Genomic DNA, 16,127 nt, shown 5'->3' with positions numbered 1-16,127 from the left:
CCGATCTGAAATGGTGCCGCGAGCTTGGCTTATTGGCGCAAGCCAGCGAAAATAGCCGCACAAAATACCGAAAAGAGCCACAAAATGCCACCAAAAACACCCCTTAACGAAGCTCATGCGCACTGCCCATGCGGAAGTACAAAAGTATTAAATAACTGTTGTCTACCGTTTATTGAGGGTAAATACCATGCCAGTACAGCAGAGCAATTGATGCGCTCGCGTTACACCGCCCACGCGCTTCTGGCAATTGATTACCTCTGGGGCACCTGGAGCCCGGAACAGCGGCTGCGTTCAAGTAAGGCGGATATTCGCGCATGGGCGGAAAGTTGCGAGTGGCTGGGCTTACAGATACTCGGCACGCACCAAGGTGGCATAGAGGATGAATTTGGCATAGTGGAGTTTGTTGCCGTTTTCAAACAGCAGGGACAGTTGCATCAACACCATGAAGTTTCAGAATTCAAAAAAGTACTGGGGAAATGGCTATACATTGACCATCAACAATAGAAATCGCACAAGAATCACAAGGAAATGTGACTCAAGCATCGATCCGGACAAAAATTCACCACTCATCTCACCCAGTGTTCGACTCATCGAGTTTGGCTGCATAAACTGTGCGAGGCGTCATAAACTACAAAAGTAATAAAAACGTCTACACTCATTCTTGTCATATAGATACAGCGCCGCTTACATGCCTTATGAAAATTCTTCTAGTTGAAGACAGTGCAACTCTCCGCTTTGCCATGCGCAATTACATTATTGATGCTGGCCATGAACCTTTGCTTGCCCGCAGTGGTGAAGAGGCATTGCAACTACTGGAGAATACGCCAGTTGATATGATTATCATGGATGTCGAAATGCCCGGCCTAAACGGTTTTGAAACTACCCGTTTAATCCGTGAATGGCTCGCCGGCCATTGGATTCCGATTATTTTTGTCACAGGTTTAAATGAAGATGAAAATTATCGCGAAGGTATAGAAGCGGGCGGCGATGATTATTTAATCAAGCCGGTAAGTTTCATGATCATTAAGGCGAAAATTCGCGCAATGGAGCGTATCGCGGAAATGCGCGATCAGCTCAATCAACTCAATGCCGAACTCGAAGCGCTCAGCCAACTCGATAGCCTCACACAAATCTATAATCGCCGCACCTTTAATGAATTAGCGCAGCAACAATGGGCTCTGGCAAAACGCCACCAACAGCCGATCAGTGCGCTGATGATTGATGTGGATCATTTCAAATTATTTAATGATCACTACGGGCACCCGGCGGGTGATGCCTGTTTGAAAAAAGTCACGCAAGCGATCAAGAGTTGCCTACATCGCAGTACCGATATTTTAGGGCGCTATGGCGGTGAAGAATTTGTAGTACTGCTACCAGAAACAGATGCCAATGGTGCTATGCGTGTTGCGCAAGCGATTAGTGAAGCACTGGAAGATTTAGCACTGCGCCACGATGTATCACCCACCACTAATTTCGTAACCGCCAGTATTGGTGGCGCAACTTGTTTGCGCACTACAGGCCACGACTTGGAAGAGTTGATTAAAAATGCTGACCGCGCGCTGTATAAAGCCAAACGTGCCGGACGCAATCGCAGCTGGGTAGATGAAGTCGCCACCCACAAAACCTTATTGCTCGCCGACACTAATCAAGATTTGATCAACCATTTCAGTGGCCACTTGCAAGCACATTTTAATTTGTTAGTTGCAGACTCCCAGCGCGAATGTTTGGAGCTGGCAGTTGAATTACACCCGGATTTAATTTTGTTAGGTGGCGGTATAGCGGGAACAGAAGCAGGCACGGAGCTATGCAAAATTCTAGCGCGCACACCCAAAACAGCGAGTATTGCCATGGCGCTAGTATGCGAATCCGCCAATGCTGACAACACCAATCTGATTAAAAAATTGGGGATGAACCTCCTTTTTGATAAAGCCCTCAGCGGCCCGGCATTGCTCAATAAAATTGTTCAGGTGCTGCACTAATTTTGACCAGCCTATTTCCACTGAAAAAATGTACATAAAAAATCCGCTGTTGCACTGCACCAGCGGATTTTTTTATTGAGCCAAATTGAAAATTTTTATTAGTGTGAACGCAATGAGTTATACCAGCGCACCTCACGCGCATACTTATCCACTTGATCAACCACATCCAACACCAAGGCAAACAAGGCCATACGCACCAATACACCGTTATCAGTTTGGCGGAAAATCGCCAGGTTTGGGTTTGCATTTAAGTCATTATCTAACTCATTGGCATCGGCGCGGGAATCGCGCGGCAACGGGTGCATAATCACCGTATTAGGCTCGCAATATTGTGTGTAAATCGATTGATTTAAGCGGAAGCGGCCGCGATATAAATCGGCTTCGTCTTTGCTCGCAAAGCGCTCTTCTTGAATGCGAGTGGAGTATGCGATATCGATATTGCCAATGCTCTTGTGCAGGTCATCCGTCACTACTACAGCGTGACCGGCTTTACGCAAATCTTCCACTATGTATTCCGGCATAGCCAATTCTTTGGGCGATACCAGCGTCAGACTGATGTTGTTAAATACACACAATAATTTGCACAGCGAATGTACGGTACGGCCGTGTTTTAAATCGCCAATCATGGCGATACGCAAACCGTCGAGCGTACGATTTTTAGAGCGCAACTCTTTGCGAATGGTGTACAAATCGAGCAGCGCTTGGGTGGGGTGTTCATTGGCACCATCGCCGCCGTTGATCACAGGTACGCGGCTGCCCTCGGCAAATTCAGCGACTGAACCAGACTGCGGGTGACGCATACAAATCACATCGCTATAACCCGATAGAACCCGCGCAGTATCAAACAGCGACTCGCCCTTGGTAAGCGATGAGCTTTCAAATCCGGTAGTCTCGCGCACATTGCCGCCCAACAGGTTGAACGCCGAACCAAAGCTCACTCGGGTGCGGGTACTCGGCTCAAAAAACATATTGCCCAGAATCGCTCCTTCCAGCACCCGCGTGACCTTGCGGCGCAGGGCATAAGGCTCCATGGCATCGGCCACGTCGAAAATACGCTGAATATCAGCCCGTTCAAATTGCGTGATAGAGAGAATGTGCGCACCGGTAAAAATCACAAGAATTCCTTAGCGGAGACCGCTGGCCAGGAAAGGCAATTGCCTGAAGGTAACAGTAGAAGATGTAAAACGGCGACATTTTAGCGGCAGCGCGGCGCGATACCAACGGCATATGCAAAAAAAATCCCGCACGCCGCCGTATTCATCGCCTAACCAATCCAACGGGTATTAATCGACCGGAATTATGCGAACCAGCTCGGTATCTGCACGCCGCTCTTTGGTCGGTAACGATGGTATCAACCGGGTCAAGGCTGCTTCTGCGGTTGCACGATAGGTGGTCAATTTGCCGCCCATAATGGATAACACCCGCGGGTGCGCTTCGTTATCCACCGCAAACATCACCTCACGCGGGCGCGCAAAGGCGTTTTTGTCGCTCTTGGGTAATACACGTAAACCGGCAAAGGTTTCTATGCCCTCGCTTGGAATCGGTAACTGCGGGAAATAATGGCGCAAAGTTGCCAGCAAATAGGCCTGCTCTTCGGGCGAGCAACCCGCCTGTTCTGGCACACCATCGTGCACTTTTTCGGTGGTGCCCACCATTAACTTGCCCTCCCAAGGCAAAACAAAGACCGCGCGCTTATCCTTAGGAGCCTCTACATAAAAGTACTGATCCAACAAGGGCGGCAATAACACATGACTGCCCTGCACTAATTCGACCGGTTGTGGTGCCATCGCCGGGGTAATCCGCGCCAACACCTCATTTGCCCAAGGGCCAGCACAATTCACCAACACCCGGCAGCTGATCGATTGGGTACCACTGGCATCGGCAATATCCACTTTGCAACACTGGCCATTGCGCTCAGCGCCCACAAAGCGCGCCGGCATCATCACATCCGCACCTAACACAATGGCCGACTGCAATACCGCGCGCGTTAAAGCCGCATCATCGGTCTGTGCCTCTTGATAGCGAAATACAGCTTTCAGCCCATCTTGACGCAACCCCTTAAGGCTCGCCCAATCAGCTTGCGGCAATTGCTTAAACAGCGATGCCTTGTTTAAACCGGCCAACAGGGCATACAAACTCAAACCCGCGCGAATGGTCAGCGGCGAGCGAGTCGATTCTTCATAAATGGGAATATGCAAAGGCCGCAGCTTGACCAGCTCGGGCGCCAGCTTCAACAACAGCGCTCGCTCATGCAGACTTTCACGCACCAAGCCAAACTGGCCAGACTCCAAATAGCGCAATCCGCCATGAATCAATTTGGAGGACTTACTCGATGTACCCGCTGCCGGGGCAGTTTGCTCAACGACTAATACCGAATAACCCGCCGCCGCAGCTGCCTGCGCAACCCCGGCACCCTGAATACCTGCCCCAATGACGACTAGGTCGTATTTCATTGTTGTTATTCCGTGAAAAAGACAGGGGAAGTATAGATCAGAGCTGTAAAAATGTTCGACGGATATTCCACACACTTAGGATTTATGTAACCACCGCTGCATCGCTATTTGCCACCTACCAAAGCGCTGCGCCAATTCGGGATTTGCTTGGGGGGTAAACACATCTTCCTGCATAACGGGTTTCCAGTTTTGCGGTAAACCAGCGGCCATGCAGGCGGCGCCTTGAACTGTTGCGTCGGCGTTGTCGCTGCGATGCACCTTGGCATGAGTTAGGTCGGCGATTTTTTGGCAGACGCTATCGGCTCTGCTAAAACCGCCACTGATAATGAGTTTTTGCGCAGCACCCAATTGATCCATTAACTGCACGTTAATCACAATTTGGAAAATAACGGATTCAATCCAAGCGAGAACTTTTTCTTGCGGGGATAAGCCATCGCTAAATTGTGATTGCAAATCGGTTCGCCAATAAGGCGCACTTAAACCACCGACGGCATTTAAAAAGTAGCAATCTTTGTTTGGGTTTAATGCAAGCGCGTTTTTTATTGCTTGCGGTGTGATATCCAAACCTGTTTGCTGTTGGATAAAACTGATTGCAGCGGCGGCGCCATTTACGGTTGCCTCCCACGCGTAATATTTTTTGTCGGTAGGATTTTCTGGCAACCACAAAGGGCTGACCAATAAGCCCTCCGGCGCCTGCAGGTTTTCACTTACACGCTGGATAAAAGCACCGGTACCTATATTGATATAACAGCTATCGCGCTCTGGCAGACCGCGCGCAAAAAGTGACGCACCTTGATCGCGAGCACTGGCGGTAAAAGGGATGGTGTGATTGCCGAGGTTTAGATTACCGAAGCGGCTGTTGTGCGCAGTACAGCGCGGTAACACGGCGAGCGGGATTTTGAAAATATCCAGTAGCGATTGATCCCACTCGTTGCGCTGCAAATTCCACAGAAGTGTGCGCTGTGCGTGACCGGGATCGACAAGACTTTTTTTCCCCAGCAAATGCCAAAAAATATAACTGACGATAGGGCCAATACTGAGGCAACTATCTTGCTTCGCCTGCACAACGTTTTGATAATGCTCCAAACACCAGCGCATTTTAGTGGCGCCATAGTGCGGCGACAAACGCAAGCCAGTGAGTTGCTGGGCTTGCGAGTGGGTAAGCGAGATGTCATTTAAATAAGGTTCGCCGCGAATATCTTGCCAGCTCAGTACCGGCGTCAACGCTTCACCAGTCTGATTATTCCAACACAATAGTGATGAGCCCTGTCCAGCAAAACTCGCACTTTTGATACGTATTATGTCATCGCCCAGATGCTGCTGAATTTTTTGCAAACAGTCGCGAATTCCCGCGAGAATTTCTTCACCGTTTTGTTCGATATGTTCGTAAGTGGAGGCTTTTGGTTGGTGATGGGTAGTCGCACAGACGGCAGAGAAACAGCAGATTTGCTCGCCAGCAGCTGAATAAATAGCAACACGAGTGCTTTGACCGCCTTGGTCAATGGCAAGGTAGAGAGGGGTATGCATAAGGCCACTCACTCAATAATGATATTTGCAGTGTAGCAGGCAGGCACCAAGCATAAAAAACCGCTCTTGAGGTTCTCCCGGCAAGAGCGGTTTAAACATACATTTAAGCCAGCAATAAAGCAGCTACTTATTTGCGACTGTAAGACACATTACTCATAGTCACTTTAGCGGTGGTTATACCGAATTTTGCATAGCATGCAGCAAAGTCTGAGCACTTGGCACTGCCAACGGGATCTTGCGATTGCAGGTAGTTACCAAATTTGAGATAAGAAGCACCGCCATCCGATACGGCCAAAGTTTTAGACTTACCAAACGCTGCTACGGTTACCGTGCCGTAGTTATTAGTAGAGGTTAAGGTAAAACTTTCGCCAGTTTTTATCGTACCCAGTGCATATTTTTGTTCGCTGCCGCCGCTTGCAGGCAACATGCGCACATACACATCAAAAATGCCATCTTTTGCCACACTGTTGATAAAACCAGATTCGTCAGAGTCTGATACGTACACTTTTACAATAGTGCCAGTATCTTCTGCGTGGTATTGCAATGCGATTAACTTGCCGCCTTTTGATAAATCAACTTTGACATCGGCTTTAAAATACTCGTAATTTTTCGTCATACCCTGGCGCAGATCTTTTATCAGTTTTAACTCATGGCGCCAGCCGTTGCCATTAGATGTCACCACTTTTTCTACCAGCGCCTGGAACACCATAGAGCTGCCATTCACATAAGGGCTGCTGCCTTCCGCTTCAAAGTTGGAATAAATCGCCGCGGGAATACTGCCACCAGTTGCAGTACTTGAACTGGAAGAACTGCTGCTCGATTTCACACTGGAGCTTGAACTTGAGGCTGAACTGACAGTACCGCCCAGAGTATTAATATCCACTTCAGTAAGGCTAACCCAATTGTTAGAGGTGTTGCCGTGGCCAATTATTTTTACGTAGCGCGCAGCGGTATCGGTGATATTAAAATTTTGTTGGCTATTGGTTTTTGACGGTTGCACACCGTAAAACACCGTCGTCCAATATTTTTTATCGGTTGATACTTGAATCTCAATCGTAGCGTAGCGTTCAGTGCCTTTGTAAAACGCAATAGACAGGTCATCAACTGTATAGGTACCGCCCAAATCATACTGAATCCATTGACCTATGCCGTTGGCAGACCAGCGAGTATTGAGGTTGTTATCGATAGTATTGGCGGCGACATTGCCATCTGAACCACTGGAGGTAACGGTCAGTGCCATCGCATTAGTGCCAAACAATAGGCCACTGATAAGACCGGCATAACAAAACGGGCGCGCAGCAATGCGCATAAAGTTGGTGATATTCATAATGAGTTCTCTACATGAAAATTTATTAGGGTTATTAGCCATGTGTGTTTTTGGCATTACCAATTAATTATTGGCAACTCAATAATGAGAACAAATATCAAATATTATTACAAACCAATTTAAGCAATAAAACAAACCACTTATAGCATTAAGCGACACATTGGTAATACCAATCAAAAAATACTGTCATATATAAAAAATAAATCCATATACAAATAATGTATTACCAATTGATTCGAATCAGATGCAAAACAAAGCAAAACCAGCCGCTGATGATTAAACAACAGGGCTGGATCAAATAGAGATGTAACAATGACGGTACTAGCGGAAACGACTCGCGCTGAGTCGACTTGCTTGAAGGGGGTTACTCACTGGGGTTAGGTATGAAACCGCCATAGGGAAACTGGGCGATTTTATCGCCACCACCTTTGACCTCGGTAATCTTTGCCGGACCTTCTTTCTCAACTTCGTCGATACGCACTATAGAGTGCATCGGGATATAGGAGCGCTTTACTCCGGCAAACTCGGTTTTGAGCTTTTCTTCGGCGGGATCAATCAATAAACCGCTGCGTTCACCAAACACAAATTCTTCAATTTCGATGAAGCCATACATTTCGCTTTGGTAAATCGCCGAGCAAAACACTTCGTAAACCTGACCTTGGTTGAGGAATATTACTTTGTAAACGGGTTTAACTGCCATAAAACTCTCTTGAAAATAACGCAATCAACAGCTTGGGCAACACACCTGAACAGCCCTTGCAAAGGGCGCGCAGGATACCACATGTTTTCTCTATTCTCGCCCTCCCTGGCTGAATTTTATACAGCCACTTTCGCCGATTTGGTTATTAGCAAATCAATCCAGCACTGCATTGGTTTCCACATCAGAGTTCTTGCTGGGGCGACGCAGCAATAGCAATAACGGTAAGGCGGCGAGTGTCACCCACATCATTAGTTGAAAATCCTGTAGATAGGCTAGTGTCGCCGCCTGCCGCTGGACTTCGTTGTTAATCGCCAACAACCCTTGGCTGGTATTGATATTCCAGTGGCCAGTTTCGCCGACCTTCATCAAGGCTTGATTGTACGGGGTGATGTAATCGGCAAAGGCGGCATGGTTTTTCTGAATATTCTGCTGCAATTCCGCCATCACCACCGAGATACCGATACTGCTGCCGATATTGCGCGTAAGGCTAAAAAGCGCAGTACCTTCGTTGCGATAGCGCGCGGCCAAGGTTGAAAATGCCACCGTAGATAGAGGCACAAAGATAAACCCTAAACCAAAACCCTGAACAACACTGGTACGGATTATGTCCCAGCTGGTGATGGTGGTGGTAAATAGCGTCATCTCCCACAGTGAAAAAGCGGTCAGTAGCAAGCCAAATAAGATCTGGTGGCGCGGGTCAATTTTGCCCGAGAGCTTACCCACAATCATCATCGCCACCATCACACCCATACCGCGCGGCGCCATAACCAAACCAACATCCAATACTGGATAGCCCATCAGGTTTTGCAAAAACGGCGGCAACAACGCCATAGTCGCCAGCAGAATAATGCCGACGATAAACATAAAAATAATGCCGATGGAAAAGTTGCGGTCCTTAAAAATCGCCGGTTCGATAAAGGGCTGGCGATAAGTAAAAATATGGGCGATGAACCAATAAAATCCGAGCACCAACAAAATACATTCGGCGATGATTTCAGGGCTGTGAAACCAATTCAGGGTTTCACCACGGTCGAGCATCATCTGCAGTGCGCCTATACCCAGCGCCAGAAAAGCAAAGCCGAGCAAATCAAACCGGCGCTCATGTTCAATGGCCGTTTCTTTGACCGAAGACATAATGCCCAACAGCGCCAAAATACCAAACGGCAAGTTGATGTAAAACACCCAGCGCCAGCTGTAATACTCGGTAAGCCAACCACCCAACGTAGGGCCAAGAATGGGGCCAAGCATAACGCCCATACCCCACATCGCCATGGCTGAACCGTGTTTTTCCCGCGGGTAAGAATCTAGCAATACGGATTGTGACAAAGGCACCAAAGCCGCGCCAAATACGCCCTGCAGCACGCGAAAGAGAACTATTTGCGGCAGATTTTGTGCTGCGCCACAGAGCATCGAGGTGATAGTAAAACCAATCACTGACCAGATAAATAAGCGCTTGCGCCCAAACCGTGCCGATAAAAAACCGGTAAGCGGTAAAAAAATAGCGGCTGCCACGATATAGGACGTTAGCACCCAGGAAATTTGATCCTGAGTGGCAGACATACTGCCCTGCATATGGGGCAAAGCAACATTGGCGATAGTGGTATCCAGCGCCTGCATGATAGTCGCCAACATCACCGAAATAGTCAGCAGCGCACGGTTGGCAGGCGCTGGTTGCGCGGAATCGACTACCGCAGTTGATGTGTTAGTCACAAGTCATCTCGCCTAGATAGAAATACCCAAAAGCGAACGTTTGAACCGGGTATCGATCTTGATCTCGCTACTCAATCCGGCCTGTAACGCGGGAGCCTCTTTTGTTGGTGTAAGGCGGATACGCACCGGCACTCGCTGGGCAATTTTGACCCAGTTACCCGTTGCATTTTGCGCCGGAATCACCGAAAACTCAGCGCCGGTCGCCGGGCTGATGCTCTGCACTTCGCCTTCCCATTTCACATCGGGATACACGTCTACCGAAATTGAGACAGGCTGCCCTACCCGCACATGGGTCAACTCGGTCTCGATGAAATTAGCCTCTACCCACAGATTATCGGTTGCGACCAATGCCATCGCAGAAGTCCCCACTGCTAAAAACTCGCCGACTTCTGGCGGTTTGGTGACTATGCCATCTTTGGCGGCGATGAGTTTGGTATAACCCAAGTTCAATCTGGCCTGCTCAACCTCTGCCATCGCCGCGCGATAACTGGGGTGCTGCGCAACCGGCATAGATGCATCGCCGCCGAGGGATTCGGCAATTCGGCTCAGATCGCGCTCTAGCATAACTGCCTGCTGCTCGGTGATCCGGCGGGTATGACTCACTTCATCGAAAGTGGCTTTGGCAACCAATTTGCGCTCAGCTAAATTAGCCTGCCGCGCCTGCTCTTTGGTCGCATATTCCTGGTTAACACGCGCCAATTGCAGTTCCGACTGCTTTTCGCGGTAGCTGGCATGCAATACCGCGAGATTGGTGCGCACTTCATCCAACTTAGCTTCTGCCTTGGTAAGCGCGACTTCATAGGGTTTGGCGTCCAACACCAGCAGTAGCTGCCCCGCCTTGACCTGTTCGTTCTCACTCACCAACCGCTGGACCACTACACCTGATACCTGTGGGCGAATGCTGATCATATCGGCCTTGATATAGGCATTTTCAGTGGTGGCGTAGCGCCCACCAGAGAGGTAGATAAATAGTCCCAAGAGCAACGCCAGCGCCGGAATAATCACCAGCAACAGCAGACGACCTGGGGCATTTTTTTTACTCATCACTCAGTACCTCGGAGTTCTTTCATCTAATGACAATTAAGGGTTGCGGCTCAGCGCGGTCAGGTTCTCGCGCATCAGATTCAAACCGTGGAACAACACCTGCACCTGCTCGGGGGAGAGCCCCTCTAGCGCCTTTTGCTGATACTCGCGGGTTGCTTTATTGATCATGGTGATGATGGGAGCAGCAGCCGGTAGTAAATACAGCTGAAATGCGCGGCGATCTTTAGGGTCGGGGCGGCGCTCAATTAATCCGCTTTCTGCCAACTGATCTAACAATCGGGCAAGGCTAATAGGTTGGATCTCCATAAAGTCAGCCAAATCCACTTGGCGAATTCCCTGCCAACGGAATACGCCAAGTAAGGCGCGGGCTTGCGCCAAGGTCAGGTTGTACTGCTCAAAATAACGCGCGGCGATGCGACGGGTCAGGCGCAGGTTGTCGGTCAATAAAAAACCCAAGCTCTCTTGTTCCGGCACCAAGGCGGGGAGCTCATGGATAAATTCAGTTACAGATTCAGTCGCGATAGAAGAACTCATAGGTCACCCTTATTACAAGCCAGATATATAGTATACATAGCTTACTAATTTTCAAAGAATCGATTTGCTCATAAGTGGGGCTCAAGCTCACCTTTTGGTTATAAAGCCATCAATATCCTTGTACAGATGATCGCCTATACCCACTGCATCACCGATAACCGGTATACTGCGCCCCCATTTTTTATATTCCCCAGTCGATTCCCTTATGAACTTTGCCTCCCTCGGCCTCGCACCAGAATTACTCCATGCCATTAAAGTGATTGGCTATAAAACCCTGACGCCCATCCAGCAGGAAGCGATTCCCGCCGCGCGCCGCGGTATAGACCTGCTCGCCACCGCCCAGACCGGCACCGGGAAAACCGCCGCCTATAGTTTGCCGGTATTGCAGCAAATGTTGGAAAAACCCAAACACTGCGAAGCCGGTTTTGTGCGCACGCTGATCCTTGCTCCCACACGCGAGCTGGTACAGCAAATCGCCGAGGCGATGCAATCATTCGCCCAGTTCACCCAATTTAAAATCACCACTGTATATGGCGGTGTCAAACTGACCGGCCAAGCCAGTAAATTGCGCGCAGGTGTCGATATTTTGGTCGCCACGCCAGGGCGACTGATGGAGCATATCGAACTGGGCAATATCAATCTGGCTAAAGTGGAATTTGCCGTACTGGATGAAGCCGACCGCATGATGGATATGGGTTTTGTGACCGATATGCACGCGATCCTCACCAGCATCGTACGCAAGCATCAAACAATGTTTTTCTCAGCGACCAGTTCGCCGCTGGTGACTAATTTGGGCAAACAGGCGATGAATCGCCCTACCCTGATCTCGATCTCCAAGCGCAATTCCGTCGCCGAAACCGTTGATCACGTACTTTACCCAGTGGATAGCGACCGCAAATACGAGCTGTTCATTCATTTATTACGCGAGCAAAACTGGTATCAGGTGATGGTGTTCAGCAGCACCCGCGAAGAAGCAGAGAATCTGTACAAGGCGCTGAAAGACGACAAGGTAGATGCCGCCGTTATCCACAGCGAAAAAACCCAAGGCTCACGCAAACGCGCGCTGCAAGACTTTAAAGACAGCAAACTACAGGTGTTGGTGGCGACAGAAGTTGCTGCCCGGGGATTGGATATTCAGGGCTTGGACTATGTAGTCAACCTCGACCTACCGTTCTTTACCGAAGACTATGTGCACCGCGTAGGCCGCACCGGTCGCGCCGGTAAAAAAGGTGTCGCGATTTCATTGGTAACACCGGCGGAAGAGCACAAAATATCGCTGATTGAAGAGGCTATAGGCACCAAAATCAAACGCGAAAAAATTGTCGGTTTTGAAGTGACGGAACAAGTCGTCAAAGTGGTGAGCAAACCCAAAAGCGGTTTGTTGAAACTGGCAGCAAAGCCTTCCGGCAGATCCAGAGCGGGCGATCCGAAAAAATCCGGCTTTGCCAAATCTGGCGCATCAAAAGCTGGCTCGCCTAAATCAACCAAGGGCTCTAGCGCAACCGGCAGCAAACCGGCGAGTAAACCCAAACGCGCCAGCTCAAAAGATGCGCGCCCGGCCAGTACCTTAGGCCGATCAACTCGCCCGAAAAAGAAATAATTTTGTACAACTCCAAGCCACAAAATTCAGGACAATAAAATTCAGGGCAATAAAAAAGCCGCTTTCAGATTGCTGGAAGCGGCTTTTTTATCACTGGCCAATGTTTACTGCTCAATGTTTACTGGCCAAATGTTTACTCGCCCAAGTCTTCGTCATCATCCAGATTGTAATCGCCTTCTTCGCGAGGCTTGCGAATACCGTGTGCGGCTAAAATCTCGACGTAAAAACTATCGCCACCGGCAACCGCCACTTCATCCATTTTTTTAGTCAGTTCGCTCAAACGCACAACTTCAGCAACTTCTGAAGTCACACCAAATTTGCAATCAAATGCCCAGTAATCCACCCCCTTGGGCAGGGTTTTGCGGCGTTCGCGTTTTACGTATTTGCGCACTTCGTGTTTGATGGCCTCCAATACGCGGTCATTGTTTTTGCCTTCGACATGGAGTTTGAACGTCTTTTTCATGGTTTACCTATAAGAAATGAATTCGGCCGCAGCCAGATGCAGGCAGTAAGCGGGCGCGCAGTTTAGCACGGGCAGGATATTGCCGCTGCAAGCATCTGCCGGATAGCCGGCCTTTTCTATAGGCTTTACCCCATAAGATAGCTATAATGCGCGCCTTCTTTTTCTGCGCGTTTTTCGATCAACAGATTGGTTGAAACACGCATCAGTCAGCGTAATTCCAAGCAGGTAGTAGTTCGATGTCCACCACAGAAGCGCCCATTAAAAAGCTCTATATCAAAACCCACGGTTGCCAGATGAATGAGTACGATTCGTCGCGCATGAAGGATTTGTTGGGCGAGTCACACAATATGGTGCCGACCGAAGACCCGGAAGACGCCGATGTAATCCTCATCAACACCTGTTCGATTCGTGAGAAAGCGCAAGAGCGCTTGTTCCATGAACTCGGGCGCTGGAAAAAACTTAAGAAAAAGAACCCTGAGTTAGTGATCGGGGTCGGCGGCTGCGTGGCCAGTCAGGAAGGTGAAGCTATCGCCAAACGTGCGCCTTACGTGGATTTGATTTTTGGCCCGCAAACCCTGCATCGCCTGCCCGAAATGATGGAAACCAAAAAAACCGGTGGCGTTGTAGTGGTAGACATTAGTTTCCCCGAGATCGAAAAATTCGACCGTTTGCCGCAACCCGATGCCGACGGCGTAAGTGCGTTTGTGTCGATCATGGAAGGCTGCTCCAAATACTGTACCTTCTGCGTAGTTCCCTATACCCGCGGCGAAGAAGTCAGCCGCCCGGTGGCCGATGTAATGACCGAAATTCTCCACCTCGCCAAACAAGGTGTGCGCGAAGTCAATCTGCTTGGCCAAAATGTCAACGCCTATCGCGGTGATACCGCCGATGGCACCCAGATTGATTTAGCGGAGTTGATTACTTACGTTGCCGCTATCGATGGTATTGATCGCATTCGTTTTACCACATCGCATCCAGTGGAATTTAGCGATGCCTTAATCGAAGTGTACAACCAGGTTCCCGAGCTGGTGAGTCATTTGCATTTGCCGGTACAAAGTGGTTCAGACCGCATCTTGATGGCAATGAAACGCGGCCATACGGCGTTGGAGTACAAATCCAAGCTGCGCAAAATTAAAAAGAATCGCCCGAACATCAGTTTTTCATCTGACTTTATTATCGGCTTCCCCGGCGAAACCGATGCCGACTTTGAAGCGACCATGAAACTGATTCAGGATATGGATTTTGATACTTCCTACAGTTTTATTTACAGCGCGCGCCCCGGCACACCAGCGGCAGATTTCCCGGATGACACTCCGGAAGAAGTAAAAAAACATCGCCTCGCTATATTGCAAGACCGTTTGATTCAACAAGCGCTGGCAATCAGCCGCCGTATGGTGGGCAACACTGAACGCATTTTGGTGACCGGTTATTCCAAAAAAGACCCAGGTCAATTGTGTGGCCGTACCGAAAACAATCGCGTGGTGAATTTCCGTAGCGATAACGCCGATTTGATTGGCAAGTTCGCCGATATTCTTATCGAAGAAGCGCTGACCAACTCCTTGCGCGGCACATTGGTAAGCTCTGAATTGGATGCGGACTGGATAAAGTAATTACTTTGCAGAAAAACATTTCCAATAAAAAATCCCCGTGCGGGGATTTTTATTGGGATGAAAACGTGTTTGTCTACTCCATAATCGGTGGGCGCTTACGCGGAGGCACCTTGGGGCGACGTGGTGCAGCAGAGGCGGCGCGTAATTTTTTGTCGTGACGTTCACGCTGTGCCGCTTCATCACGGGTGGGTTCCATCATGCGCGTATAGGTTGAACTATCAAAACCTGCTGTCATACACAGATCCTGAATTTCTCGCTCGGTAAGATCAACCCACTGGCCAACCCGTACATGGGAGGGGATAAAAATATTGGCGTAGCGAACCCGCTTCAAGCGGCTCACTTTTACCCCTTGTGATTCCCACAAGCGACGCACTTCGCGATTGCGGCCTTCCATTACCACACAATAGAACCAGCGGTTTTTACCCTCACCAGCACCGTCCACTATATCGGTAAAACGGGCGACACCATCATCCAGCGCAACACCTTTTAATAGACTTGCACGCATTTCATCGGTTACTTCACCTTGAATACGAACGAGGTATTCACGATCAATCACTGACGATGGATGCATAAGTTTGTTCGCCAATTCACCATCATTGGTAAATAACAGTAATCCGCTGGTATTAAAATCCAAACGACCAACTGAAATCCAACGCTCACCTTTTAATGCCGGCAAGTGATCGTACACAGTCGGGCGACCTTCCGGGTCAGAGCGCGAGCAAATTTCACCTTCGGGTTTGTTGTAGAGAATTACACGACGACGGGTTAATTCACTGCGCAATACCACTCGCTGACCGTTTACAAAAATTTTATCTTGCGGCAGAACTCTATCGCCCAATTTGGCGATTTTGTCATTGACCTTAACCTGCCCCGCTTCAATCGCTCGCTCCATTTCGCGGCGCGAACCCATGCCAGCACGGGCAAGTACTTTCTGTAATTTTTCATCGCCAGGCGCGGCAGGTGCCAAGGTTTTTTCACTGGCGGCCGGTGCTGCTTTTGGCTTGGATGAGGCTCTAGAAGACTGTGCAGGTTTACCTGCTGCCGATTTCACAGGACGTTCGGATGCATCACGTTTATGCGCTGCATTATTTTTTGCAGGTTTTGCTGTAGCTGCTTTTTTATCGGCAGATTTCGCTTTTCCGGCAACTACTGGCTTCACAGCCTTGGTAGGTTTTTCAGG

At 49.2% G+C, this 16,127-nt stretch carries 14 protein-coding genes; 4 read left to right on the top strand and 10 right to left on the bottom strand.

Annotation, left to right across the window (positions count from 1 at the left end; genetic code table 11):
• Positions 1–84 precede the first annotated feature (84 nt).
• Both AWU77_RS15900 and AWU77_RS15895 read left to right on the top strand, forming a co-directional pair.
• A complete protein-coding gene (locus tag AWU77_RS15900) occupies positions 85–504 on the top strand; it encodes a YchJ family protein (protein WP_152625380.1) in 420 nt (139 codons plus the stop codon).
• 191 nt (positions 505–695) lie between these two features.
• Entirely contained in the window at positions 696–1,979 is a 1,284-nt protein-coding gene (locus tag AWU77_RS15895) for a diguanylate cyclase (RefSeq protein ID WP_062065408.1), read from the top strand.
• 98 nt (positions 1,980–2,077) lie between these two features.
• On the opposite strand, the gene AWU77_RS15890 is transcribed toward AWU77_RS15895, so the two are convergent.
• The 8 genes from AWU77_RS15890 to AWU77_RS15855 all read right to left on the bottom strand — a co-directional run bounded on the left by AWU77_RS15890 (position 2,078) and on the right by AWU77_RS15855 (position 11,274).
• Positions 2,078–3,094 (bottom strand): aspartate carbamoyltransferase, encoded by a 1,017-nt coding sequence (locus AWU77_RS15890; RefSeq protein ID WP_062065405.1) that lies wholly within the window; start codon positions 3,092–3,094, stop codon positions 2,078–2,080.
• Between the two features lie 168 nt (positions 3,095–3,262).
• On the bottom strand, positions 3,263–4,432 hold the full coding sequence (locus AWU77_RS15885; protein ID WP_062065402.1) for a glycerol-3-phosphate dehydrogenase/oxidase: 1,170 nt from the start codon (positions 4,430–4,432) through the stop codon (positions 3,263–3,265).
• A 75-nt stretch (positions 4,433–4,507) separates the two neighbouring features.
• Positions 4,508–5,959 carry an FGGY family carbohydrate kinase gene (locus AWU77_RS15880; protein ID WP_062065399.1) on the bottom strand — a complete coding sequence of 484 codons (1,452 nt, stop codon included), beginning with the start codon at positions 5,957–5,959 and terminating at the stop codon, positions 4,508–4,510.
• A 127-nt stretch (positions 5,960–6,086) separates the two neighbouring features.
• Entirely contained in the window at positions 6,087–7,286 is a 1,200-nt protein-coding gene (locus AWU77_RS15875; protein ID WP_062065396.1) for a polysaccharide lyase family 7 protein, read from the bottom strand.
• A gap of 364 nt (positions 7,287–7,650) precedes the next feature.
• Positions 7,651–7,986 (bottom strand): DUF1820 family protein, encoded by a 336-nt coding sequence (locus AWU77_RS15870; protein WP_062065393.1) that lies wholly within the window; start codon positions 7,984–7,986, stop codon positions 7,651–7,653.
• 153 nt (positions 7,987–8,139) lie between these two features.
• Positions 8,140–9,696, bottom strand: coding sequence for a DHA2 family efflux MFS transporter permease subunit (locus AWU77_RS15865; RefSeq protein WP_062065390.1), 1,557 nt, complete (start codon positions 9,694–9,696; stop codon positions 8,140–8,142).
• A 12-nt stretch (positions 9,697–9,708) separates the two neighbouring features.
• The gene (locus tag AWU77_RS15860; RefSeq protein WP_062065388.1) at positions 9,709–10,740 is read right to left on the bottom strand and encodes an HlyD family secretion protein; all 1,032 of its coding nucleotides are present in this window, start codon (positions 10,738–10,740) and stop codon (positions 9,709–9,711) included.
• 36 nt (positions 10,741–10,776) lie between these two features.
• Positions 10,777–11,274, bottom strand: a complete 498-nt coding sequence (locus AWU77_RS15855) for a MarR family winged helix-turn-helix transcriptional regulator (protein WP_084618494.1) — start codon at positions 11,272–11,274, stop codon at positions 10,777–10,779.
• 205 nt (positions 11,275–11,479) lie between these two features.
• On the opposite strand from AWU77_RS15855, the gene AWU77_RS15850 reads away from it, so the two are divergent.
• On the top strand, positions 11,480–12,874 hold the full coding sequence (locus tag AWU77_RS15850; protein ID WP_062065385.1) for a DEAD/DEAH box helicase: 1,395 nt from the start codon (positions 11,480–11,482) through the stop codon (positions 12,872–12,874).
• A 133-nt stretch (positions 12,875–13,007) separates the two neighbouring features.
• Here the strand turns inward: AWU77_RS15850 and AWU77_RS15845 are convergent, their stop codons facing one another.
• Complete coding sequence (locus AWU77_RS15845) at positions 13,008–13,337, bottom strand: DUF6172 family protein (protein ID WP_062065382.1); 330 nt, start codon at positions 13,335–13,337, stop codon at positions 13,008–13,010.
• Positions 13,338–13,573: 236 nt separating this feature from the next.
• Here AWU77_RS15845 and miaB point away from each other — a divergent pair, with 236 nt between their 5' ends.
• Complete coding sequence (gene miaB, locus AWU77_RS15840; protein ID WP_062065380.1) at positions 13,574–14,947, top strand: tRNA (N6-isopentenyl adenosine(37)-C2)-methylthiotransferase MiaB; 1,374 nt, start codon at positions 13,574–13,576, stop codon at positions 14,945–14,947.
• A 73-nt stretch (positions 14,948–15,020) separates the two neighbouring features.
• On the opposite strand, the gene rluB is transcribed toward miaB, so the two are convergent.
• Positions 15,021–15,914 (bottom strand): 23S rRNA pseudouridine(2605) synthase RluB, encoded by an 894-nt coding sequence (gene rluB, locus AWU77_RS15835; protein ID WP_062065935.1) that lies wholly within the window; start codon positions 15,912–15,914, stop codon positions 15,021–15,023.
• Between the last annotated feature and the right edge of the window lie 213 nt (positions 15,915–16,127).

The sequence above is a fragment of the Cellvibrio sp. OA-2007 genome, from assembly GCF_000953825.1.
GTDB lineage: Bacteria > Pseudomonadota > Gammaproteobacteria > Pseudomonadales > Cellvibrionaceae > Cellvibrio.
Note: the sequence above shows the minus strand (reverse complement) of the source record. Positions and strands in the feature narration are given on the sequence as shown.